Annotated in this window: 19 protein-coding genes; 8 read left to right on the top strand and 11 right to left on the bottom strand. The window is 57.3% G+C overall.

The features are described from left to right. Position 1: 1 nt before the first annotated feature. The 4 genes from fucP to GUC22_RS04180 form a co-directional block, all read right to left on the bottom strand. Positions 2-1336: an L-fucose:H+ symporter permease gene (gene fucP, locus GUC22_RS04165; protein WP_160183351.1), complete on the bottom strand. Its 1335-nt coding sequence runs from the start codon at positions 1334-1336 to the stop codon at positions 2-4. A 36-nt stretch (positions 1337-1372) separates the two neighbouring features. Further along, complete coding sequence (locus GUC22_RS04170; protein ID WP_024358588.1) at positions 1373-2314, bottom strand: ribokinase; 942 nt, start codon at positions 2312-2314, stop codon at positions 1373-1375. Between the two features lie 11 nt (positions 2315-2325). Next, positions 2326-3015, bottom strand: coding sequence for a D-allulose 6-phosphate 3-epimerase (gene alsE / locus GUC22_RS04175; RefSeq protein WP_049090254.1), 690 nt, complete (start codon positions 3013-3015; stop codon positions 2326-2328). A 110-nt stretch (positions 3016-3125) separates the two neighbouring features. Further along, positions 3126-3926 (bottom strand): DeoR/GlpR family DNA-binding transcription regulator, encoded by an 801-nt coding sequence (locus GUC22_RS04180; protein WP_049087427.1) that lies wholly within the window; start codon positions 3924-3926, stop codon positions 3126-3128. A gap of 362 nt (positions 3927-4288) precedes the next feature. Here GUC22_RS04180 and deoC point away from each other — a divergent pair, with 362 nt between their 5' ends. The 3 genes from deoC to GUC22_RS04195 are packed head-to-tail and all read left to right on the top strand — an operon-like array spanning position 4289 to position 7418. Further along, positions 4289-5038, top strand: coding sequence for a deoxyribose-phosphate aldolase (deoC, locus tag GUC22_RS04185; RefSeq protein ID WP_024358585.1), 750 nt, complete (start codon positions 4289-4291; stop codon positions 5036-5038). 53 nt (positions 5039-5091) lie between these two features. Beyond that, a complete protein-coding gene (locus GUC22_RS04190) occupies positions 5092-6597 on the top strand; it encodes a xylulokinase (protein WP_082237668.1) in 1506 nt (501 codons plus the stop codon). Between the two features lie 47 nt (positions 6598-6644). Beyond that, the gene (locus GUC22_RS04195; protein ID WP_004134484.1) at positions 6645-7418 is read left to right on the top strand and encodes a DeoR/GlpR family DNA-binding transcription regulator; all 774 of its coding nucleotides are present in this window, start codon (positions 6645-6647) and stop codon (positions 7416-7418) included. Between the two features lie 112 nt (positions 7419-7530). Here the strand turns inward: GUC22_RS04195 and GUC22_RS04200 are convergent, their stop codons facing one another. Both GUC22_RS04200 and uxaC read right to left on the bottom strand, forming a co-directional pair. Next, complete coding sequence (locus GUC22_RS04200) at positions 7531-9078, bottom strand: MFS transporter (protein ID WP_004134486.1); 1548 nt, start codon at positions 9076-9078, stop codon at positions 7531-7533. Between the two features lie 14 nt (positions 9079-9092). Then, the gene (gene uxaC / locus GUC22_RS04205; RefSeq protein WP_049131313.1) at positions 9093-10508 is read right to left on the bottom strand and encodes a glucuronate isomerase; all 1416 of its coding nucleotides are present in this window, start codon (positions 10506-10508) and stop codon (positions 9093-9095) included. A 454-nt stretch (positions 10509-10962) separates the two neighbouring features. Between uxaC and uxuA the strand changes: the two genes are divergently transcribed. Further along, positions 10963-12030, top strand: coding sequence for a mannonate dehydratase (gene uxuA, locus GUC22_RS04210; protein ID WP_024358582.1), 1068 nt, complete (start codon positions 10963-10965; stop codon positions 12028-12030). Between the two features lie 516 nt (positions 12031-12546). After that, complete coding sequence (locus GUC22_RS04215; protein ID WP_024358581.1) at positions 12547-14100, top strand: peptide MFS transporter; 1554 nt, start codon at positions 12547-12549, stop codon at positions 14098-14100. A 40-nt stretch (positions 14101-14140) separates the two neighbouring features. Here GUC22_RS04215 and GUC22_RS04220 read toward each other — a convergent pair whose 3' ends face one another. After that, positions 14141-14920 carry an acetoin reductase gene (locus tag GUC22_RS04220; protein WP_004134509.1) on the bottom strand — a complete coding sequence of 260 codons (780 nt, stop codon included), beginning with the start codon at positions 14918-14920 and terminating at the stop codon, positions 14141-14143. A 166-nt stretch (positions 14921-15086) separates the two neighbouring features. On the opposite strand from GUC22_RS04220, the gene GUC22_RS04225 reads away from it, so the two are divergent. Continuing rightward, positions 15087-17798, top strand: a complete 2712-nt coding sequence (locus tag GUC22_RS04225) for a LuxR C-terminal-related transcriptional regulator (RefSeq protein WP_160183352.1) — start codon at positions 15087-15089, stop codon at positions 17796-17798. Here GUC22_RS04225 and GUC22_RS04230 read toward each other — a convergent pair. From GUC22_RS04230 to GUC22_RS04245, 4 genes are read right to left on the bottom strand one after another with little or no spacing between them, the layout of a single operon-like run. Further along, the gene (locus GUC22_RS04230; RefSeq protein WP_049099815.1) at positions 17795-19273 is read right to left on the bottom strand and encodes an MdtP family multidrug efflux transporter outer membrane subunit; all 1479 of its coding nucleotides are present in this window, start codon (positions 19271-19273) and stop codon (positions 17795-17797) included. The genes GUC22_RS04225 and GUC22_RS04230 overlap by 4 nt on opposite strands. Continuing rightward, on the bottom strand, positions 19270-21213 hold the full coding sequence (locus tag GUC22_RS04235) for an FUSC family protein (protein WP_049090259.1): 1944 nt from the start codon (positions 21211-21213) through the stop codon (positions 19270-19272). The genes GUC22_RS04230 and GUC22_RS04235 overlap by 4 nt, the downstream gene beginning before the upstream one ends. Positions 21214-21222: 9 nt before the next feature. Next, a complete protein-coding gene (mdtN, locus tag GUC22_RS04240; protein WP_004134521.1) occupies positions 21223-22251 on the bottom strand; it encodes a multidrug transporter subunit MdtN in 1029 nt (342 codons plus the stop codon). 6 nt (positions 22252-22257) lie between these two features. Then, positions 22258-22530: a YtcA family lipoprotein gene (locus GUC22_RS04245; RefSeq protein WP_004134523.1), complete on the bottom strand. Its 273-nt coding sequence runs from the start codon at positions 22528-22530 to the stop codon at positions 22258-22260. 268 nt (positions 22531-22798) lie between these two features. Between GUC22_RS04245 and yjdI the strand changes: the two genes are divergently transcribed. Next, positions 22799-23029 (top strand): 4Fe-4S mono-cluster protein YjdI, encoded by a 231-nt coding sequence (gene yjdI, locus GUC22_RS04250; RefSeq protein WP_004134525.1) that lies wholly within the window; start codon positions 22799-22801, stop codon positions 23027-23029. A gap of 11 nt (positions 23030-23040) precedes the next feature. Then, positions 23041-23313 (top strand): GNAT family N-acetyltransferase, encoded by a 273-nt coding sequence (locus GUC22_RS04255; RefSeq protein ID WP_004124777.1) that lies wholly within the window; start codon positions 23041-23043, stop codon positions 23311-23313. Positions 23314-23367 lie beyond the last annotated feature (54 nt).

Consider the following 23367-nt stretch of genomic DNA (forward strand, 5'->3'; position numbering starts at 1 on the left):
GTTATACCCCCTTACGCACGCACCAGAAACCGTAGAAAGCGACATACACAAAGCACAGGAGCGGAGCGATAAAGGCGATTTGCATATTGCCGCCGTTCATATCCGAGATAATGCCCATCACCAGTGGAATAACGGCCCCGCCGATAATCGACATCACTACGATCGAGCCTGCGGTCTGGGTATCTTTCCCCATGCCCTTAATGACCAGGCCAAAGTTGGTCGGCCAGCATGGCGCCATACAGAAGCTGACCAGAATGAGCGCATACACCGCCAGCATTGAACTGCTGAATACGGCAATCAATAAAAGGACGGTGGCGGCCAGGGCAAAGGTGCCGAGCAGCAGCGCCGGATTGAGGCGGTTCATCAGCCAGGTGGCGACGGTTTTACCCATGGCGTAAATCACCAGAGAAGCCAGCAGCCAGTAGGTCGCGGAGTGCTCGCTGGTGCCCTGCTGCACGAGCTGCACAAAGCGGATCGTGAAGCTCCATACGCCAACCTGGGCGCCGACGTACAAAAACTGCGACAGGATCCCGAGGCGAAAGCGCGGGATAGCAAACAGGCGTTTCAGCGTTGACCCCATGCTTTCTGTCGGGATCTGCTGCTGTTGTGACGGCGTGCCCTTGCACGACGGGAATTTAATAAACACGAACACCAGCGCCAGCACCACCAGCACGGAGCCGATAATCAGATAGGGCCCGACCACCTGGCCGACCATTTGATGGCGCGCGGCGTCCGCGGCGGCGGCGGGCATCGCCAGCAGCTGTTCATGGCTCGGATCGTTCTCGCCAAAGACCATCACCTGGCCAATCAGCACGCCGGAAATCACCCCCAGCGAGTTGAAGATCTGCGAAAAGTTAATGCGCTGGGTGGAGGATTGAATCGGGCCCAGCAGGCTTGAGTAGGTGTTTGCCGACGTTTCCAGAAAAGAGAGTCCGCACGCGATCACCCCCAGGCAGGCGAGGAACGCGCCGTAGGTCATGATCTGCGCGGCCGGAACGAACAGGAAACAGCCGAGGGCGTACAGGCACAGCCCAATAATAATCGCCGCTTTATAGGAATAACGCTTAATCAGCGCCGCCGCAGGCAGGGCGACAAAAAAGTAGCCGAGGAAAAAAATCGACTGCACCAGCGCCGTCTGGGTATCCGTTAAATCGAAGCCCTTTTTAAACTGGGCGATCAAAATATCATTCAGGTTGCCCGCCATGCCCCATAGCGCAAACAGGCAACAGACCAGTAAAAATTGCAGCCAGGGGGTGTGCGGTAAATACGCGCTGGTATCCAGTTTTTCATTGTGGACCGCCGCTTTATCGACCTTATCCGTTATTAGCGTACTCATTGAGCTATCCTCTTAATGGTTTTTATACAGTAGGGTTTATGCCATTTCATAATCAGAGGCGGCACGCAAAAGCCGTTCTCGTGCCTCTTCGTAGTCAGGTAAGGATGACGCGCCCTGCTTTTCGACGCTGACGGCGGCATAGGCCGCCGCAAATCGGGCCGCGGTATGCAGCGGTTCGCCGCAGGCCAGCCGCGCCGCCAGCGCGCCGTTGAAGGCATCGCCCGCGCCGGTGGTATCGCGGGGATGAGAAGGGAAGCACGGGATAGGGGATTTCACGCCCTGCTCGCTCAGCAGGGCGCCCTTTGCGCCAAGGGTGATAATGACGTTGCGCGCGCCCTGGGCATGCAGCGCATCGGCGGCCTCGGCCGCGGCCGCGAGACTATCGACCTGACACCCGGTCATTAACCCGGCCTCCGTCGCGTTCGGGGTAAGCAAATCCACTTTACTCAGAAATGCGTTATCAACGGGCTGCCAGGGGGCGGGATTGAGCACCACGAAGGCCCCGGCTGCTTTAGCGGCGTCAACGACCCGTTCAATCGCGGAAAGATTGTTCTCCAACTGAACCAGAACCACATCCGCGCAGCCGATAGCGGGGACGCAGCCGGCGATTTCATCATCGCTCACCGTCATATTCGCGCCGGGATCGACGGCGATCATGTTTTCAGCATCGTTGCCGGCCACATAAATCAGCGCATTGCCGGTGGGGATATCTTCGGCGACCAGCAGCGTCACGGCGTTAAACCCCACGCCTTTCAGATGGCGGCGGGCAAAATGGCCGAAGGTATCATTGCCAATCTTGCCGATGTAGTGGACATTCGCTCCCGCTTTTAGCGCAGCGGTGGCCTGGTTCGCCCCTTTTCCGCCGGCGCTGGTCATACTCCCGCAGGCCACTAACGACTCGCCCGGTACCGGAAAGCGCTCCACCCTGGCCACCATGTCGAAATTGAATGAACCAAAAACGCAGACTTTTCCTGACATCATTCGCTCCTTTATACGCGCTCGGGGGAGTGCAGCGCGGCGGACAGATCGCGGGACATTTTTTCCCAGGCCTGCTCAAGCGGCATATCCGGGCGGAATAAGCCGCTGCTGCCCATCACCAATACCTGCGCTCCGGCGCCCAGCAGCTCACGGTAGGTGGTGCGGTTGCATGAGCCGTCGACTTCCAGCAAGAAGTGGAGGTCGCGGGTCTCTTTTAGCTGATGAAGCTGCGCGATTTTGGCGAGCATTTCGGGAATAAAAGGCTGACCGGCATAGCCTGGATCGACGGTCATCACCGTGACCTTATCGAGCAGATGCAGATAGTGCTGGATGCTCTCAACCGGCGTGGCGGGATTGAGCACCATGCCCACCGCTTTCCCCGCCTGGCGAAGCATATTGATGAGCCGGAAGGCTTCGCGGCAGATGGTTTCCGGATGCAGTGAAATAGCGTCAGCGCCGGCTTCTATTAGCGCCGGGATAAACGAGGCGGGCTCTTCGACCATCAGGTGGACATCGATGGGAAGCGATGTGTAGGGACGAATCTGCGCGACAAAGCTGGCCGATAGCGCCAGATTTTTAACGTAGCGCCCGTCCATCACGTCGACGTGGAGCCTGTCGGCTTTGCTATTTAAAAAGCGCAGCTGTTCGGTCACTTTCATCATGTCCATGCACATGAGCGAGGGAGAAAGGTAATAACGCATAAGGCCTCTTTTTATTCCGGTAGTGGCTGATTTCAGGCAAAGTCTGGCCCTGCCGCATGAAGCGGCGTTTCGACATTGCGCGTATTGACCGTCACGTCATGACGGCGTACTCAGGCGATTTGTAGGCCGACGTTATGCCAGGTCATCTCTTTTTCCAGCAGCGGATCGGCAAACTTTTCGGTAATTAAACAGTCCAGTTCGCCTAAGCCGCCGATGCGCGCGACGCCTGTTCGCCCCAGCTTGCTGCCGTCGACTAATGCCACCGTCTGACGGGCGGCCAGCATCATCTGTTTCAGCAGGGCGGCGTGGGCTTCCGTACCCGCATATAAGCCGCTATCGCGCTCCAGACCCTGGCAGGAGAAAAAGAGCGTATCGATGGCGTACTCGCGCAGCGTTCGTGAGGCGGTTTCACCGAAGAACGACTCCTCGGTCGGGGAAAAATCGCCCCCCAGTCCTACGAGATGCAACGAGCGTCTGCTCATCAGCGTTTGCAAGATGCGGATGGAGGGCGTAATTACCGTTAGCGCCATCTCCGGCATCTGCCGGGCCAAAAACCAGCTGGTGCTGCTGCCGTCCAGGACGATGGTCTGTCCCGGCTGCAGAAACTGCAGCGCTTTACGGGCAACGCGCATTTTTCCTTCGCTGTGCAGCAGCGTTCTCTGCTGAAAGCTTCCCTGGCTATCTTCGACCGGCAGGGCGGACGCTGCCGCTCGGGTCGTCGGCAGCGGGTTTTCCGCCGCCAGCGCTCCGCCGTGGCTCCGATTTAAGATCCCTTTCCGTTCCAGCTCGCTCAGATCGCGGCGAATCGTTTCCCTTGAGACCCGAGTCGCTTGCGCAATCTCATTCACCCGCATCACGCCGCGTTGGCCCAGCAGTTCAACAATCAAACGATGACGTTCCAGCGGCAACATAGCTCTCTCCTGAAGTACATAATCAGATTACCTTTCCCTTGCGCAGGGCGTTGAGACCTCGGGAATGTCCGACGAAGGCGAGCTTTTCGCTGCCGGACAGTGTGATAGCGCACGCATTTCGGCTGCACTGCCGCCAGCGTTTTTGCTATCTCGCCCGCTATTCAGGCATAAACAAAAACAAACAAAAATAAATGCAACATTGCCTTTGCGCCCGTTTATGACCGTTTACGCCCGCTCGCGAGGGCACTGTTCATTTCTTGCCTGCTAATTAAAAACAAATGAAAATAAAAAAATGCTAATTTGATCACGTTATTTTCATTTGATGCGTTTTTAAATGGATTTAAGCCGATTAACAGCATTAAATGAAAGTAATTAAAAACAAAGAGCAGGATGAAACCATGAATGAAACAACCCGTCGTTTTGCACGTTTAGTCGACCTGAGCGCAGTCCAGGCCACCAGTACCGAAGCGGACGTTCGCGCCTGCGCTGAGCTGGCCGCCCGCTACAACATTATTTCCGTCCACGTGCTGCCCTGCTGGACGCGGTTTCTCAGTACGTTGCTGCCGCAGCAGGGTACGGGAGAGGTGATGATCGGCGGGCCGGTCGGCTTTCCCGGCGGCGGGCATGCTACTGATACCAAGGTTCAGGAAGTGCGGCAGCTGATTGCCGATGGCGCCCGCGAAGTCGATATGGTGGTGAACATCGGCAAAGTGTTATCCGGCGATTATGACTATGTGCGCGAAGATTTACGCCGCGTGGTGGACGCCGCCGCGCCGGTACCGGCGAAGGTGATCCTCGAAACGCACTATCTCAATGAGGAGCAGATTCGCCGCGTGTGCGATATCGCCGTAGAGGTGGGGATGAAGTGGGTCAAAACCTCCACCGGCTGGGCGCCCACCGGCGCGACGGTGGAAAAAGTCAGCATCATTGCCGACCAGCTTAAAGGCCGAATCGATATCAAAGGCGCAGGAGGCATTCGCGATCTGGCAACGGTGCGCGCGCTTTACCAGCTTGGCGTCCGCCGCTTTGGCATGAGTCACGGCGCGGTCAGCAAAGTGCTGACTGAACTGGAGCAGCACCCGGAACGCTTTCCCGAGCTGAACGCCGATTAAACTGAGAGACCGCGGGCCTGATGGCCCGCCATAAAACGTCACCGGAGTCAGTGATGAAAGATAAAATACTCACGATTGATGTTGGCACTGGCAGTACCCGCGCCGCTATTTTGCGCGTTGATGGCACGATGGTCGGCTTTGCGCAAAGGGAGTATGAGCAGACCACGCCGCGTGCGGGCTGGTCAGAACAGGCCCCTTCTCTATGGTGGCGGGCCGCCTGCGAATGCATACGCGAGATGCTCTACCGCTATCCTGAAACGGTTACGCAGATTGCGGTCATTGGCGCCTGCGGACAGATGCACGGCACCGTCCTGCTGGACGACTGCGGCGAGCTGGTGGAGGACCGGGCGCTGCTGTGGAATGACAAGCGTAGCCAGCCGCAGGTGGATGCCTTTGCCGCGCGCGAAGGGCGGGAAAAGTGGCTGGCGCATTTAAATAATCCGCCCGCGGCGGCGTGGCCGGCTTTCAAATTAGCCTGGTGGCGTGAACATCATCCAGAACGTTGGCCAAAGCTCGCCAAAGTGTTAATGCCGAAGGACTATATTAATTTCATGCTCACCGGCGCCCTGGCGACCGACTATAGCGAGGCGTCCTGCTATTTCCTGATGGACAGCGAAACCCGCGCCTGGTCTTCGCAAGCCTGCGAAACGTTTGGCCTGCGGGTCGATCAGCTACCGGAGCTTAAACTTTCCAGCGACATTATCGGCCAGGTGACGCCGCGCGCATCCGATACCACGGGGCTGCCTGTCGGTATCCCGGTGGTGGCGGGTACGTCGGATATGGCGGCCTCTCTGCTCGGTTCGGGCGTGTATGAGCCGGGTATGGCGTCCGACTCCACCGGCACGTCGACGCTGATAACGGTGGTATCGCAGCGGCCGTTACGCCATCCGCTGGTCAATAACCTCCATCTCGCCAACGCGGCCTGGGGCGGATTTACGATTCTGGATGCTGGGGGCGATGCCGTCCGCTGGGCGCGGCTGGCGCTGGCCGATAACCAGATAACGCACCCGCAGCTTTTGCAGGAAGCAGCCGCGGTGCCGGCCGGCGCGGAAGGGCTACTCTTTCTTCCCTATCTGACGGGAGAGCGCCTGGCCGAGCACACGAACTCGCGGGCGCAGTTCTTCGGCCTGCAGCGCAAGCATCGCCGCGGCCATTTATTCCGCGCGGTCCTGGAAGGGGTGGCCTTTGCGTCCTGGCGCAACCTTCGCCAGCTGCAGGCGTGCGGGCAATATCCGCAGCAAATGATCGCTTCCGGCGGCGGCGCGCGCAGCCCGCTGTGGCTTGAAATCAAAGCGGCGGCGTACAATCTTCCGATATTATCGACGCGCAATCAGGAGAATGGCGTCACCGGATGCGGTATTATCGCCGGGGTTGGCGCGGGGCTGTACGCGGATTTTGCCAGCGGCGTGCGGCAGACGGTGCAGTTCGACAAGCTGATTTCGCCGGATCCCCGTCTGCGGGATTATTACCAGGCCTGCAGCGAGCTTTTTGATACGCTCTACCAGCAATCCGCCACCTTATACGACAGGCTGGATGCGCTGAGCGCGGGGCCAGACTGAAGGTATGCTATCGCGCGGAGAGCGCCGTAAATATAGAGAGAGGCAGAATGTTTGCAGAAGAAAGACAGGAGAAGTTGCTCAGTATTCTCAGGGAAAAACGCAAAGTGGCTGTTTCTGAGATGTGTGACGTCTTTAATGTATCTGGCGCCACCATTCGTGCCGATCTCCGCCAGCTGGAAGAGGAGGGGCTGCTGACCCGTACCCACGGCGGCGCCGTTCTTCGCACGCGGGCGAGCTTTGAACAGGCCTCTGACGCGCGCGAAATCGTTAATCTCAGCGCGAAAGAGCGCATCGGTCAGCGCGCGGCGGCGCTGGTTGAGGATGGTGACATTATCGTGCTGGATACCGGCACCACGACCCTGCATATCGCGCGCAATATTCGCGACAGACAAAACGTCACGGTGGTGACCAACGATTACCAAATCGCCCGCGAGCTGGAAGCCAGCCCCTCTATTCAAACCATTCTGCTGGGCGGGATCGTCAAGAAGGGGTACCACTGCGTGGTGGCGATCAATGGACGCTCCATTCTCGATACGCTGAACGTCGATAAAGCGTTTATGGGCGCCAATTCGCTGTCGCTGAAACATGGCGCCTGCGTGGCCGATATCATGCTGGCAGAAACGAAACGCGGCATGGTTGAACACGCCAGCCAGGTGATTATCGTCTGCGACTACAGCAAGCTGAATAACACCTCCCTTGCCCAATTTACCGCCGCGGATCGGATTGATACCGTGGTGATCGATCGTCTGCCCGATGACGTTCAGGCGTATCGCAACGCCGGCATTCAGGTGATCTCGTTGGATGAAGAGGCGCCTCGGTAGTGGGATTTGATTTTGCCTCCACCTGCTGTACAGACGGAGGCAAGATATCAGAAAGAAGCGATAGATTGGCTCCCATTTTTGGCATCGTTACGCAGCAGGGAGCCGACCGTATCTATCCGTTCAGGGCAGCCCCCGGGTTATTGGAGGTCGCTGGCGCAGTTGCATCCTGACACCACAGTTTGTCATAAGCGTAACCGGTAAGATCTTCCACAACATGGCGGGCTTCAGGCGTCACATCCTGCTTGCGACCATGCGCTTTCAGGCGTTCGATCTCGTCGACTAAAATTTTGTGCGTACGCTTGTTCAGATGGAAAGTCAGCGCTTGCCATAGCGCGATGATCAACAGCCCGGCGGTGCCGACAAATAGCAGCATAGCAATCGTGGTGATGGCTTCCTGAGGCTGAACCTGGCTACCTTTCATGAAACCACCGCTCTGTAACAGCAGGCCTACCGCAAAGGTCGCAATGGCAACCGTTGTTTTACGGGAGAAGGTCATCACCGCAGCAAACAGACCTTCGCGGCGTTGGCGGGTTATCATTTCATCAATATCCGGAATAAACGGGAATACGTTCCACGGGGTAAATTCCAGTACGCAGCGGCCGACCTGATAAACGCCCGCGAGGATCACCAGCAGCATTACTTTGTTATCCGTCGGGAACTGATAGACCAGGAAGAATCCGCCGAGACACAGCATCATCAGGGTATAGGCGAAAACATAAAGCCGGGAGGGGCCGTATTTAATGATCGCGACGCCCGCCGCCAGCGTGACCGGCAATCCAACGATACTCATCGACAGCAGCGTTCCCGCCAGAGAGGATGACACATTCAGGCAGTAGACGCAGAAAAAGACAAACACCGTGTTGTAGATATCCTTCGCGGTGAAGGAAAAGAGATAGATAGCCAGGTGTTTACGGAATGCGCGCACCTTCAGGGTAGAGGCGTACTCTTTAAACAAGTTACCGAAGGCTGTGATTTTCTCTCCGAAGGTCGTAGGCTGCGTCTCTTTCTCGATTTCTGCCTGCATTTCCGGCGTTAACTCGCGCTCCCAGGTGACTTTCCAGGAAATGAATACGCAGAGGGTAAACATAACGGCAAAGACTACCCCGTTGATTAAATAGGCATCGGCGTTGTTCTCGCCCAGCCAGCCGATCAACAGGCCTGGAATAAAGGTGGCGAGAAAGGTGCCGGAGGCCGACAGGAACATTCGGCAAGTGGAGAGTTTGGTACGATCGTTAAAATCTTTGGTCATCTCAGAGGGCAGCGTTTCCCATGGGATAAGCACCATTGCCGCGATAACTTCAAAGGCCAGGTAGACCGCGAGATAGAACCAGAAATTCATACCGTTCATCCACAGCAGGATATAAACCAGCATGAGCGGCGCGCCAATCAGCAGGAAGAAGCGACGACGGCCAAATTTTTTACCCAGATAATTTTTATAGAAATGATCGGTGAAGCTGCCCATAAACAGGCTAACGATAGCATCAACAATACGGGCAATCGCCACGATTGAAGCCGCTTCAATCGGCGACAGACCGACAAAAGTGGTATAAAAAAAGAGAAGCCACGCGCCAATGACGGTAAAGGCGCCGCCGCCCATAATATCCGTCAGACCGTAGCCGATACTGACAGGAATGGTTACTTTTCTGTTTTTAAGGGTCATGGTTTATACCTGTCTCAGGCTTGTGAAAAACGGAAATAGCGGCGTGCGTTTTCTACGCAAATATCCCGAATCATTGAGGTAAGAATGTTTTTATCGTCAGGAACTTCTCCATTTTCCACCCATCCTCCAATCAGATCGCAGAGGATCCGGCGGAAGTAATCGTGTCGGGTATAGGAGACGAAGCTGCGGGAATCGGTGAGCATACCGACGAAGTTGGCCAGTAAACCCTGATCGGCGAGCGTATTGAGCTGATTGACCATGCCGCGGCGAGTATCGTTAAACCACCAGCCGGATCCAAACTGCAGCGGGGATTTCACGCCATCTTCGCCGCTCTGGAAGTTAGCGATCGCAGAGGCCACCACATCGTTATAGCCGGCATTGAGGTTATAAAGGATGGTTTTGGGCAGGCCATTGTTCTCGCCCATGGCGTTGAGGAGCGCATTCAGGCTTCCGGCGAGGAGCGTTTGATCGCCAACGGAATCAAAGCCGCAGTTGATGCCCACCTTCTTAAACATCGGTTTGTTATTGTTGCGAATTGCGCCAAAGTGAATCTGCATAGCCCACTCGCGCTGCTTATACATTTTGGCGAGTGCGATAAAAATTGCGCTATCCCACGCCTGCTGTTCGTCTTTTGTCAGGGCCTCGTTCTTCAGACGGCGCTGGAAAAGCGCGGCCAGAGCGGCTTCATCCAGAGGGTTGTAAACGATTTCCAGAGGACCGTGATCGGATATGCGGCACCCTACAGTGTGGAAAAAATCGATACGTGATTCCAGAGCGGCCAGCAAGTCTTGCAAAGAAGCGATACGAATTTGGGTTTTCTCCGCCAGACGGGAAATAAACGTCTGAAAGCTTTCTGGATCGGTATCAAAGAGTTCGTCAGGGCGGAAAGTCGGTAGAACAAGCGGAGAAAAATCACTATTTGCCGCCAGCCGCTGATGATATTCCAGATTATCCAGCGGCCCATCCGTTGTGCACAGGGCCTCGACATTTGAACGGCGTATTAACGCCTGAGGTAAGAATTCTTTGCGGCGTAATTGCTCATTACACCGCGTCATTATTTCATGCCAGTTACGGCTATTTAACGTGTCATCAATGTTAAAATAGTATTTAAGTTCCAGATGGGTCCAGTGATAGAGAGGGTTACCGAAGCAGGCCTCAACGGTTTGCGCCCATGCCGCAAATTTTTCTTCAGCGGTAGCGTTACCGGTGATTTTTTCCTCGGGAATACCATTTGCCCGCATCGCGCGCCATTTATAATGATCGCCTTCCAGCCATAACTGCGTAATGTCGGCGAAAGGTTCATTTTCCCAAATAGCCTTCGCCTCAAGATGGCAATGGTAATCGATAATAGGTTGCTCTCTCGCTATCTCAAGATAGAGTTTTTTTCCTGTCGGACTGCTGATCATAAAACTATCATTTATCAATGGCATAAGTTCTCCAGTAGACGCTGAACACGGTTTTTTTAGCCTAAAGCGCTGTCTGATTTAAATGGATATTGCTTTCTGATAGTGCCTGTGAGCGCCGACATTAAACCCTGCGTATAATTTTAGTCTACTACCATACAAGTGCAAATAGGAAATATGTGACTCAACTCATATTATTTAATGTCGGGCCATTGTGATAACGGTAAGGGGGAGGGCTAATTTATAACTGATGGTAAAAAAGAGGGGCGTAAATGAATTAAAATAGGCGCCATGCGCATTTTATTTCACATATAAATAACAAGTTTTAATAGTGGTTCACTTATTAAGATGATGCCTAAAACGTGTGGGACGTTAGAGAGATTTATTTTTTTTAAAATAACTATTGATCTAATAAAACTTACTGAATACTCTTTTTACTACTAGTATGGTAACTATCTCAATGATGAAGGCAGAAGTTAAAATGCAGATGACAATGCGCTGGTTCGGGCCGCAGGAAGATAAAATCCCGCTGGAGTATATTCGACAGGTGCCGGGGGTAGAAGGCGTCGTCGGGGCGCTTTACGATGTTGCCCCCGGCGAAGTCTGGCCGGTAGAAAAAATTAAGGCGTTGATTGAGCAGGCCCACGCCGCAGGCCTGAAGATGGAAGTCATCGAAAGCGTAAACATTCACGATGACATCAAAATTGGTTCAGCGGAACGCGATCGCTATATTGACAACTACAAGCAAACTATCCGTAACCTGGCGGGGTTTGGCGTAAAAGTCATTTGTTATAATTTCATGCCGGTCTTCGACTGGATGAAAACCGATATGAATTATGTGCTTCCGGATGGCTCATTAACCATGGCCTTTGAAAAGCGCGGTATTGATAAGTCTCTGGAAGACGTCGTTAAAGAGGTACTGGAGAACGCGAACGGTTTTGCTTTGCCGGGTTGGGAACCTGAGCGTCTGGCGAAGGTTCAGGAGCTGTTCGCGCGCTATCGCGATGTCGATGATACCAGGCTTCGGGAAAATCTGTTCTATTTTTTACGTGAAGTCATTCCGGTATGTGAAGAAGTGGGCGTCAAAATGGCGATCCACCCGGACGATCCGCCGTATTCTATTTTTGGCCTGCCGCGTGTGGTAAAAAATCATGCCGATCTGGCGTTGATTTGCGATACGGTTGATTCACCCGCGAACGGTATCACCCTTTGTACAGGGTCGATTGCCGAAGATCCTGACAATAATGTCTATGAAATTCTGGCTGAATTTACCCGGCGTAAGCGTCTTCACTTTGCGCACGTACGCAATATTAAACTTATTAAAGACAAGGATTTTTATGAGTCGGCGCACCCTTCCGCGTACGGCTCTCTGGATATGTACCGCATAATGCAGGCTCTCCATGATAATGGTTTTGATGGTTATATTCGTCCGGACCATGGTCGCTTTATTTGGGGAGAAACCGGGCGTCCGGGATACGGTCTGTATGACCGCGCATTGGGCGTTACCTACCTGATGGGTCTGTGGGAAGCGCTGGAAAAGCAAAAGTAATTGATTGAAAAACCGGGGCGAATGTCCCCGGTACTCACCTTGCACGGATAATACAAAGCCCCTTGAGGCTTAGAGGCAGCTGATACTGGCTTGCCGTTGCTCTCTGCTCACCCTTTCTTCACAACTTCAATTATTAGATTTATCGGTCTTTCCTGGCATTGTGCCTATCAGACATGGATTTATTAAGGTTATAGATAGGCTACCACCCCCTCGGGTTTCGCCCGCTAATGATAAAATAACTATTATTAACTATCTGTTTATTAAGATAAATTTTACATAACGTGCTCGGTTTTATGATGTCAATCACATTTCCCCTATCGCCAACTTTAAATCTGTAAAAGTAGACGTTTGTCGACTTTTCATCTAAAAAGTTGGGGGAAGGGACTAGACAGGACCATTTTTAGGTTATCAAATGGTTAAATAACGTCATATTAAATGTGAATGATTGACCTTATGTATAAAAGGCCAACACGCTTTCCGCTGCGTTAAAGCGCGGCGGACATCCTGGGAGAAGTTATGCATTCCTCTGTTAATAAAAATGAAACTCGGACCTTTTTTGGTCATCCGTACCCGCTTGGTTCGCTGTTTTTCACCGAAATGTGGGAACGGTTCTCGTTTTACGGCATTCGTCCGTTACTGATCCTGTTTATGGCAGCCACCGTTTATGACGGAGGGATGGGGCTGGCGCGCGAGAACGCGTCGGCCATCGTCGGGATCTTTGCCGGGACCATGTATCTTGCCGCTCTGCCGGGCGGCTGGCTGGCGGACAACTGGCTCGGACAACGAAAGGCAGTCTGGTACGGCTCAATTCTGATCGCGCTGGGCCATCTCTCCATCGCCCTGTCGGCGGTGATGGGCGATAGCCTGTTCTTTATCGGCCTGATGTTTATTGTGCTCGGTTCCGGCCTGTTCAAAACCTGTATTTCGGTGATGGTCGGTACCCTGTACAAAAAAGGCGATGCGCGCCGCGACGGCGGCTTCTCGCTGTTTTATATGGGCATCAACATGGGGTCGTTTATCGCCCCGCTGATCTCCGGCTGGCTGATTAAATCTCACGGCTGGCACTGGGGTTTCGGCATCGGCGGCATCGGGATGCTGGTCGCGCTGATTATCTTCCGCGTCTTTGCCGTTCCGGCGATGAAACGCTATGACCGTGAAGTCGGTCTCGATTCCACCTGGAACAGTCCGGTAGTGAAACGAAACGGCGTCGGCGCATGGCTGCTGGCGCTAACGGTGGGCGTGGCGGTTATCATCGCGCTGATTGCCCAGGGCGTTATCGTGATTAACCCGGTGGCGGTCGCCAGCGTGCTGGTCTACGTGATTGCGGCGTCGGTGGTGCTCTATTTTATCTACCTGTTCGTCTTCGCCGGACTGAGCCGCAAAGAGCGCGCCCGCCTGCTGGTATGCTTTATCCTGCTGATCTCCGCCGCCTTTTTCTGGTCGGCGTTTGAGCAGAAACCGACCTCGTTTAACCTGTTCGCTAACGACTATACCAACCGTATGATCGGCTCCTTCGAGATCCCGGCGGTGTGGTTCCAGTCGATTAACGCCCTGTTTATTATTCTGCTGGCGCCGGTATTTAGCTGGGCGTGGCCTGCGCTGGCGCGCAAAAACGTGCGTCCGAGCAGCATCACCAAGTTTGTTATCGGTATTTTATGCGCGGCGGCGGGCTTTGGCCTGATGATGCTGGCGGCGCAAAACGTCCTGAGCAACAACGGCGCGGGCGTCTCGCCGATGTGGCTGGTGGGCAGTATTCTGATGCTGACGCTGGGCGAGCTGTGCCTCAGCCCGATTGGCCTGGCGACCATGACGCTGCTGGCGCCGGAAAGAATGCGCGGCCAGATGATGGGGCTGTGGTTCTGCGCCAGCGCCCTGGGCAACCTGGCGGCGGGCCTGATTGGCGGTCACGTGAAGGCCGATCAGCTGGATATGCTGCCCGATCTGTTCGCACGCTGCTCCATTGCGCTGCTGATCTGCGCCGCGGTGCTGTGCCTGCTGATTGTTCCGGTTCGCCGGATGCTGGAAAACACCCGTAGCGACAAGCCGCAGGAGCCCGCGGCTAACGCGTAATCCCGCAAAAACCCGGCGCGTTCTGCGCCGGGTTTATCCCTTAACGGTAAACAATACCGCCATCGATCAGAATCGACTGACCGGTAACATAATCGGAATCCGGGCCTGCCAGATAAGAGACCAGGCTTGCCACATCGTCCGGCGTTTCGGCGCGGCCAAGGGCGATACCTTCAACGTATTTTTTATAGGTTTCACCCACCGGCGCACCGGTAATTTCCGCGAAGCGCTTATCGATTTCGGTCCACATCCCGGTTCCCACAATCCCCGGACAGTAGGCGTTAACCGTAATGCCGCGGCTGGCATACTCTTTCGCCGCTGCCTGCGTCAGGGCGCGTACGGCAAATTTGGTGGCGGAATAAACGCCCAGCAGCGCGAAACCATCGTGACCGGCGATAGAGCAGGCGTTGATGATTTTCCCTTTCTGCTGACGGTCGATGAATTTTTTCGCCGCCGCCTGAATGCCCCACAGGGTACCCTGAACGTTGATGCGCATGATGCGGTCTACTTCTTCAGGCGTCACATCGGCCAGCGCCTGAACCTGGGCGATCCCGGCGTTGTTCACGATAATATCAAAGCCGCCGAGCTGTTTTTCCGCTTCATCAATGGCGGCGTACACCTGCGCGCGATCGGCGATGTTAGCGACGAAGGTGGCCGCTTTACGTCCCAGCGCTTCCACTTCGGCGGCGACGGCGGCAATCCCTTCAGGGTTCACGTCGACCAGCATCAGCGATGCGCCGTCTTTGGCCAGACGCAACGCAATACCGCGGCCAATGCCCTGACCGGCGCCGGTTACCAGCGCAACTTTATTTTCGATAGCCATGTCTGTACTCACCTTGTACTGATTAATAAACTAGGGAGGCCCGCGGCCGATGTCGTCGTAGCCGCTGCGGCGAATGGCACTACTCTATCGGGCGCGATAAGCGTGGCCTACCCCCCTGATGGGGGGGATAATGAGCGTACGGACTGGATTAAGGAGTAATCGCAGTATGGCTTTTTTATCCTCGGCGGATGATGCGCTGACAGCGCTTGTTCATCAGGAACCTTTACGCTTCACGGGGACGCTGCCGCTTATCTCCACGCGCTTTACGCCGCCCCGTACGCCGGAAAGCCTGCTGTCGCGGGAGCGCCTGCTGCTGCGCCTCGACGCCGCCGTCTCCCGCCGTTTAACCCTGGTGCGCGCGCCCGCCGGATTTGGCAAAACCACCCTGCTGGCGCAGTGGTACCGGCACCGCCTTCGACAAGGGGATGCGCTGGCCTGGCTGAGCCTTGAAGAGGATGACAACGCGCCGCTGCTGTTTATACGCTATCTGCAGGAGGCGCTGCGGCCATTGTGGCAGGGGTGGAGCCCGTCGTTTCTGCAGCTGCTGCAAGGCGAGCTTCCGGCCGACCTCCCCCTGTTCTTTGCTGAACTCGTTAATCAGCTTAATCAGTGCCCGCATCCGCTGTACCTGATCCTCGACGACTATCAATGTATCAGCGACCCGGCGATTCATCAGGGAATGAGCTGGCTGCTGCACCATGCGCCGCCGGCGCTGCACCTGATTATCGGCAGCCGCAGTCAGCCGCCTTTAGCCCTGAGCCGTCTGCATATGCAGGATCAGCTGCTGGAGGTGTACGACCCCGAGCTGCGCTTTAGCCCCAGCGAAGCCCGCGCCTGGTTCGCCGGCGCGTCGGGGCTGGATCCGCAGGCGATCCCCCGGCTTATCGCGCTCACGGAAGGGTGGATCGCGGGAATGAAAATGGCCGCGCTCTCTGCGGACGCTTCCGCGGCGATGGGCCTCAGCGCCGGCTCACGGTCAATCTCCCGCTATCTGGATGAAGTCATTTTCGCGCCGCTGCCTCCCGAGGTGTTCGACTTCCTTTTGCAGACCTCGATGCTTAATCGCCTGCATCCGGACCTGTGCGACGTCGTCTGCGGCCGCAATAACGCCAGGGCGATGCTGGCGTGGATAGAGCGGCATAACCTGTTTCTTTCCGCGCTGGATGAAAGCGGCCTTTGGTTTCGCTATCACCCGCTGATGCGCGACGCGCTGCTGCACCGCCTGCGGCACAGCGGTGAGATTGATATTCGCCAGCTGCACGACCGCGCCAGCGGCTGGTTCGCCTCACAGCAGCTGTGGGCCGAGGCGATACGCCATGCGCTGGCCGCCGGGAAGTCGGCGGCGAAGGATGCGGAAGCCGGCGCGCAGTCGCTGGCGGAAGAGGGGGATATCGATACCCTGGTGCAGTGGATCCGCTATCTGCCTGCGAATCCTGACCCGTCGCGCATTGCGCTGCAGCTGAACCTGGCCTGGGCGCTAGCCCACCGCTTCCGGTTCAGCGAAGCCCGCCAGCTGCTGGACGCCATTGAGATGCAATCGGCGGCGCATGGCGAGGCGCTGGCCCACAGCGCGTGGGTTAAGCTGCGGGTGGTTCGCGCGATCTGCGAAGCCTTTGCCGACAATATCGACCGCAGTATCGCCATTGTCGAACCGCTGCTGCGCGAGGTGCCCTGCGGCGATATCTGGGTCGATGGTCTGGTGTGCAATATCCTCAGCTACTGCCATCTGGCGGACTCCCGGCCGCAACAGGCGCTGGAGGTGCAGCAGCGGGTATCCGGCGTTAGCCTCGCTAACCGCAACCTGTTCGTGACGGTTTACCGGGCGTTCGTCATGGCGCAGAGCTATCTGCGTCAGGGAAATCTCGCCGAAGCGGAACGCCAGGCGGCACGGGCGCTGCGCTACGCGGAGCGGCACGCCGGCGAGAACGCCAGCAGCGGCGCAACCCTTGCGCCCATCCTGGCGGAGATCGCCTGGGAGCAGGGGAAGGGAGAGCAAGCGCAAAGCCTACTGGTTCCGCGTCTGGAGACCATCGACAGCTTTTGTCCGCCCGATGGCCTTAGCCGCAGCTACATCGTTCTGGCCCGCCAGGCCCGGGAAACGGGGCGGCTGGCGGAGGCCGAATCACTATTACTGCATGCCGAAGGACTGGCGGCCCAACGCGGCTGGCTGCGGGCGCAGGCGCCGCTGCTGGCGGAGCGGATCGCCGTCGCGCTTCACGCGGGCGACAAACAGGCCGCTGAGGCGCTGCTGCTTCGTCTGCAGAGCCTCAGCCAGACGGAATCCGTCGGCGGATATATCACCATCGGCCAGAGCCGCCTCCTTATTGCCGTCGGCGAACCGCTGGGCGCCGCGCGGCTGCTGGATACGCTGGCCGGCGTGCGGGAAAGCAGCGGCGAGCGGCTGTTCGCCGTGCGTTTGCGGCTCAGGCAGGCGCTGGCCCTCTGGCGTGCCGGCGAGCGGGAGCTGGCGATGGCTATCTGCCGACCGGCGCTTGCGCGCGCGCTGCATCAGGGGCTATGGCGCAGCCTGCTGGAGGGGAGGGAAGAGATGGCTGCGTTGCTGGCTGAAATACACAAGCGCGGCGCGGCGGATGATGCGCTGACCGCCGATATCGCCGTTTTGCTGTCGCGCTTCGCCGCCGCCGGGATCGTGATTGATAGCGCCCGCCCGCAGCCGCTCGCCCTGCGGTTGACCGAACGGGAGCAGCAGACCCTGAGTTTGATTGCCGACGGCTATTCCAATAAGGGCGTCGCGCGCGAGCTGGGTATTTCGGCGGAAACCGTCAAGTGGCACCTTAAGCAGCTGTATGAAAAGCTGCAGGTGAAGGGGCGCATCCAGGCGGTAAACCAGGCGCGCGAATGGCGCCTGTTAGGCTAGCGCAATGGGGCGTTCTCGCTCAGCGCCGGGCCGCGGTAATCGCCGCCCAGCGCTTTAATCAGGGTGATATCGGTGCTGAGCCGCTGGGCCTGGATATCCAGCAGCAAAAGCTGCTGCGCGATAGCCGGGCGACGCGCCTCCTGCGCCGCATAGTAGCTGACCAGCCCGCGCTGATGGTGCGCGCTGGCGCTGCGGGTGGTCACCATCGCCGCCGTCACTTTCTGCTGCTGCAGCGCGGCCTGCTGGTTCAAATCGTTCAGCTGGCTGGAGCTAATCGCCACGTCGCGCACTGCGTCCAGCACCGCCTGGTTGTACTGCTTAATCAGGATATTGCTCGCCGTACGCGTCGATTTCAGGGTGGCGTTTAAGCGCCCGCCGTCAAACAGCGGTAAATAGAGCCCCGGCAGTATGTTGATCTGCTGGAAGGAGGACTTAAACAGGTCGCCGACGCTCAGCGCGTTGTAGCCCCAGAAGGCCTTGATATCAAAGTGCGGGTAAAAGGCCGCTTTTGCCGCGTCCACCTGGCTCATCGAGGCGCTGACGTAGCCGCGCAGGGCCTGGAGATCCGGGCGGCGGGCCAGCAGCTCAAACGAGAGCGAGTCCGGGAGCGTTTCCTGCAGCGCCGGCAGCGCCACCGGGTGGATCTCCGGCATGCTATGCGCATCAGCGCCGATCAGCGCCCGCAGGGTTTCCCGATACTGCGTTATCGTTCCCTGCGCCGTAATCACCTGCTGCTGCGCCGCCAGCAGTTCATCCTGGGCGTTGGCGACATCGACGCTATCCTCGACGCCGCGCGCGGTACGATGCTCATGGGCCTGCACCGAGAGACTGGCGATGGCCTCCAGTTGGTTGAGTAATTCGATTTTCTGGAAGGTTGCCTGCATCGCGAAATAGAGCTGGGCGACGCTGCTGGCGAGATCCAGCTCGATACCGGCGGTCTCCGCCTGGCGGGCGTTCTTTTCGCCAATCGCGGCGGCGACGCGGGCGCGGTCGGCGCCCCATAAATCGATATTCAGCGTTGCCCCGACGCCGACCGTATTCAACGTGTACCAGGGGCCGTTTTTATCCACCGGCAGGGAGAAGGAGTAGGGCCAGGTGAACTGTTTATTGGTCACCCGCAGGCGGTTTTGCGCCGCCACGGCGGTAGCCTGAACGCCCATTGCCGACTGCGCCAGCTCCACCGTGGACTGCGATTGTGAAATACGCAGCCGCGCAGCCTGCATAGTGGGTGAATTCTGCAACGCGCGGTTGACCAGCATATTGAGCTGGGGATCCTGATAGCCTTCCCACCATCGCGCCGTCGGCCAGCCGCTGTTCGCGAGGTGGATCACCTGCGCCAGCTCGGCCTGCTGCGGGTTGACCAGCGGCACCTGGCCGGGATCGTCCTGGATTAACGCGCACCCGGTTAACAGCGTCAGGGCGAAGGCAAGCGCCGAGGTACGCCAGACGCGCGGAGGAGGAGTGATTTTTATCATGAGCGGGTTGCCTGTCGCGGAATAACGGAGGATGCAAAGGGCCACGTTGGCAGCGCTGCCAACGCGTTGACCAGCGGCGCGCCAAACGGATTCGCCGGGTCCGGGAGAAGCGCCTGAGAGCGTTCTGCGGCGGTTTGCTGCGCGTCGATACCGGCGGCGTAGTCCTCAAGTCGCGGGGCGCAGCGGGCTAAAAAGGTATCCCCCGGCGCCGCGTACAGGCGATAGCCTTCACTGAGGCGCAGGATCTCTTCTGCCTGACGAAAACTCGCCCGCGTCGGCCAGTTTTTGGCTTCCGGCCACGGGTGGGCGTAGGTTCCCAGCGGCTCGGCGGACACCCGGTTGATTAAGGTTTCACTCTCGGTCAGCGCGGCAAAGAGCGGTACCAGTTGAACCTCATCGTCGCGGGCGGCGAGGGTCTGCGCCAGCTGGCGATAGAGCTGCGCCAGACGCGCTTTAAGCCGCGGTGCTTCGCTATCGGGCCATAAATAGAGATGAACAATCGAGGAGACCAGCACGCCGAGCAGGATACCGATAACCCGGTCGCGCAGTTCAGTAAGGTTGCTGAGCGGGCCAAACCAGCTGAGGAACGCCAGCGCGAAGGTAAAGCCTATCTGAATGCCGGCGTAGGCGATGCGCTCTGAGCCTGCCGCAATCCACGCCGCCAGCGCGAAAACCGGCAGGGTCATCGCCAGCAGGCCGCTCAGCGAGTCGGTCCAGGGCTGCACAAAGACGATCAGCAGTAGCGCAATCAGCGTGGCCAACAGCGCGCCGCCGATGCGTAGCCACGTTTTCTGCATGGTGGCGCCCAGGCCCGGCTGGGCGACGATCACGCAGCTCAGCATGATGGTGTGGATGCCCTGCCAGTCTGCGGCGGTGTAAAAGACGTAGCACAGCAGCGTCGCCAGCAGCGTTTTCAGGGCAAAGTGCAGATAGGCCGGGTTGGACCACGCGTCCGGCAAAAGCAGCGGCGCTTTTTCCACTTCGCCCCGCGGCAGCGGAACGGCTTCGCCGCGCGCCAGCCGCGCCAGCACCTCGGCGATTTCCTGCAAAATGGCGCTGTTATCACTATCGCGTGGGACCACCAACGTCTGAATATCCGCCGCTGCCGTCGCGGGCAGATTGTCCGCCAGCGCGTTAAGTTCGCGGGCTATCCGCCGACGCGCATCGGGATGGTCGTCGCCCGGCTGGAGCAGCGCCGTCAAATGGTAGCAGCGCAGCGCGGCGGCCATCAGCGATTGCCAGGCCTGCGGGCTGGCGGCGATCTCCGGCGTGGCGCGCGCGGCCTGCTGATACAAGGACTGCAGCTGGTTAAACTGCCCGGCGATCTCGGTAAAGGTAGGCTGCGGCTCTCCTTCATCCGGTTGGCTAAGCACCTTCGCCGTCTGGCGCAGCATCACCACCAGCCGGGCTTTAAACTGATAGCCGGGAAAGGCCTGCTGGAAACAGGCGTTGACCAGCAGCGTCACCAGAATGGCGGTATTAATCGCCACCCATAGCCACAGCAGCAGGCGTACCAGAATTTCGCTCTGGCTGGTCATCGACGGGAAGGTTTGGGCGTAGATGACCGCCAGCGCCACCACGAAAAACGCCAGCCCCAGCTTGCCGAGCACCCGCATCAGGTAAATGGCGCAGAAGAACAGGATCACCGAGGCGACCAGGCGAATTAGCGGATAGTCATAGGTCCACTTGATAATCAGCAGCACGCCGCCCAGCGCGACGCTGACGGTGAGCACGAAAACCACGCTGACCAGCTTAATCATCAGCACGTTAGGCTGGCTGACGTAAAACACCACGATCAGCGCCACGGCGAGGAAGGGAATATGCAGCGTCATAAACAGCACGATCAGCACCGCGCAGCTGAGCGTCAGGCGCAGGGTGTAGTTCGCCCGCCCCGGCGCATCGCGGAGTTCACGGGTGAGAAATGGCCACAGGCTCTGCATCCCGTCTCCTTATTGCGGCTGGAGAACGGCGCTGGCGGAGGCGCCCATACGGAACAGGGCCGGGTCGGGGTCTTTGACGGCGATTTTGACCGGGAAGCGCTGGGAGACGTGGACCCAGTTGATACTCTTCTGGATGACCGGCAGGCCCTCGATGACGCTGCCGCCGTCGGGCAGAACGCCGGTGCCGACCGAGTCGACCACGCCCTCGAAGGTGCGGCCGTGGTTGGTCATGACGGTGATTCTGGCCGGAACGCCGGGCCGCACGTTCTGCAAGTCGGTTTCGCGGAAGTTCGCCACCACGTACCAGTGGTCGTCATCCAGCAGGGTAAAGACCGGCTTAAGGGCGGAGGCGTACTGGCCGATCGTCGTTTTCAGCGCTACCACCACGCCGTTAAACGGCGCGCGGACTTCGGTAAATTCGAGATGCAGCTCGGCCAGCGCAATCTGCGCGAGGATCCCCGCCCGCTGCGCCACCATGGCATCAACGCCGGTCACGGCGGCGGAAGCCTGTTTCGCCTGCAACAGGGTGGCCTCCAGTTCGGCGCGCGCCGCTTTTTCGGCCGTTCGCGCCTGATCAAGATCTTCTTGTGAGGCAAACCCTTGCGGCACCAGCGGTTCAAGACGAATGCGTGAAGAGGTGGTCTGCTTAACCAGCGCTTTAGCGCGTTCAACGGCGGCGCTGACCGACTGCGCGTTGTACTCCTGCGCTTTGATCGTGCGCTGGGTCAGCATAATCTGCGCATCAAGCGTGGTCAGCCGCGCCTTGGCATCATCAAGCATCGCCTGGTAGGGACGCGGGTCGATGCGGAACAGTAGATCGCCTTTTTTCACCCGCTGATTGTCGCGAATCGGCATCTCGACGATCCGCCCGCTCACTTCCGGCACCACGTCGATGGTGTCGGCATACACGTAGGCATCGTTGGTTTCCGGCGAGGTTTGCAGCTGCCAGATAACCACAATCAGCGCCACGATAGCGGCGAGAACGAGCGCCAGCAGGGGCCATTTTTTGCGGATAACGCTTGAGCGGGATTGAGTCATAGGTATCTAGTTTACGAAGAACAGGAACCACAGAATCGTGGCGAACAGGAACATCAGCGCCAGATAGCTGAAGACCAGCGGAGAAAATCGCGACTGCCATCCTTGACGCACAATCAGGATATGGCAGGGAATAAGTAATAGCGAGGCGCCTAATAAGCAGAAGAACCAGCCTGGAAAGGCGGCGCCTAATACCGGAATCGCTGGGGATAATGAGCAGCCGGTGAGCGTAAATAACGAGAATAAGAGCGAAGGGCGCGCCAGCTTTACAATGCGATTCAAGACTAAATACCTGAGTGCTCGGGTTAGGATGGAATGAGTTTAATCTCACTGCCGGGGAAATTAAAGATGGATATAACAGAAGTGTCCGTATTTTATCGGCAATCAGAACATTTTCTTTGGCTAAAGAGTGCATAGAAAATCATTCATTCTGCATTAACGGCGTGCGGCTACCGAAATAAAATTTCACCCGTCGCCGATAGTCAGCGGTTGTTGGCAGGGCTATGCTTAAAGACAAAGCTATAAAAATAGTCAGAACTGAGGCAATGTCATGGATAAAGAACTACTGGAAGCGGGCTATCGCGCCTATACCGGCGAGAAGATCGATGTCTACTTTAACACCGATATCTGTCAGCACTCGGGCAACTGCGTGCGCGGCAGCGCGAAGCTTTTCAACCTGAAACGCAAACCGTGGATCGTCCCCGATGAAGTGGACGTGGCCACGGTGGTTAAGGTTATTGATACCTGCCCGAGCGGCGCACTGAAGTATCGCCAAAAATAAGCGAGGAAACGATGGAAATACTGGAAGGTCATAATAAGTTTTACGTCAATGACGCCGACGGGAATCAGGTGGCGGAAATTGTTTTTGTGCCCACGGGCGAGCACCTCAGCATTATTGAGCATACCGATGTCGACCCCAGCCTGAAAGGCCAGGGAGTAGGGAAAAAGCTGGTAGCGAAAGTGGTGGAAAAAATGCGCGGCGAGCAGCGTAAAATTATTCCACTATGCCCGTTTGCCAAACATGAATTTGATAATACCCGCGAGTACGACGATATCCGCGCCTGAAATAAATGCGCCAGCGCGCTGGCGCAATTATTTTAGCCTGGTGCGGCTGGCGAC

The sequence above is a fragment of the Klebsiella sp. MPUS7 genome (genome assembly GCF_009905335.1).
GTDB classification, from domain to species: domain Bacteria; phylum Pseudomonadota; class Gammaproteobacteria; order Enterobacterales; family Enterobacteriaceae; genus Klebsiella; species Klebsiella grimontii.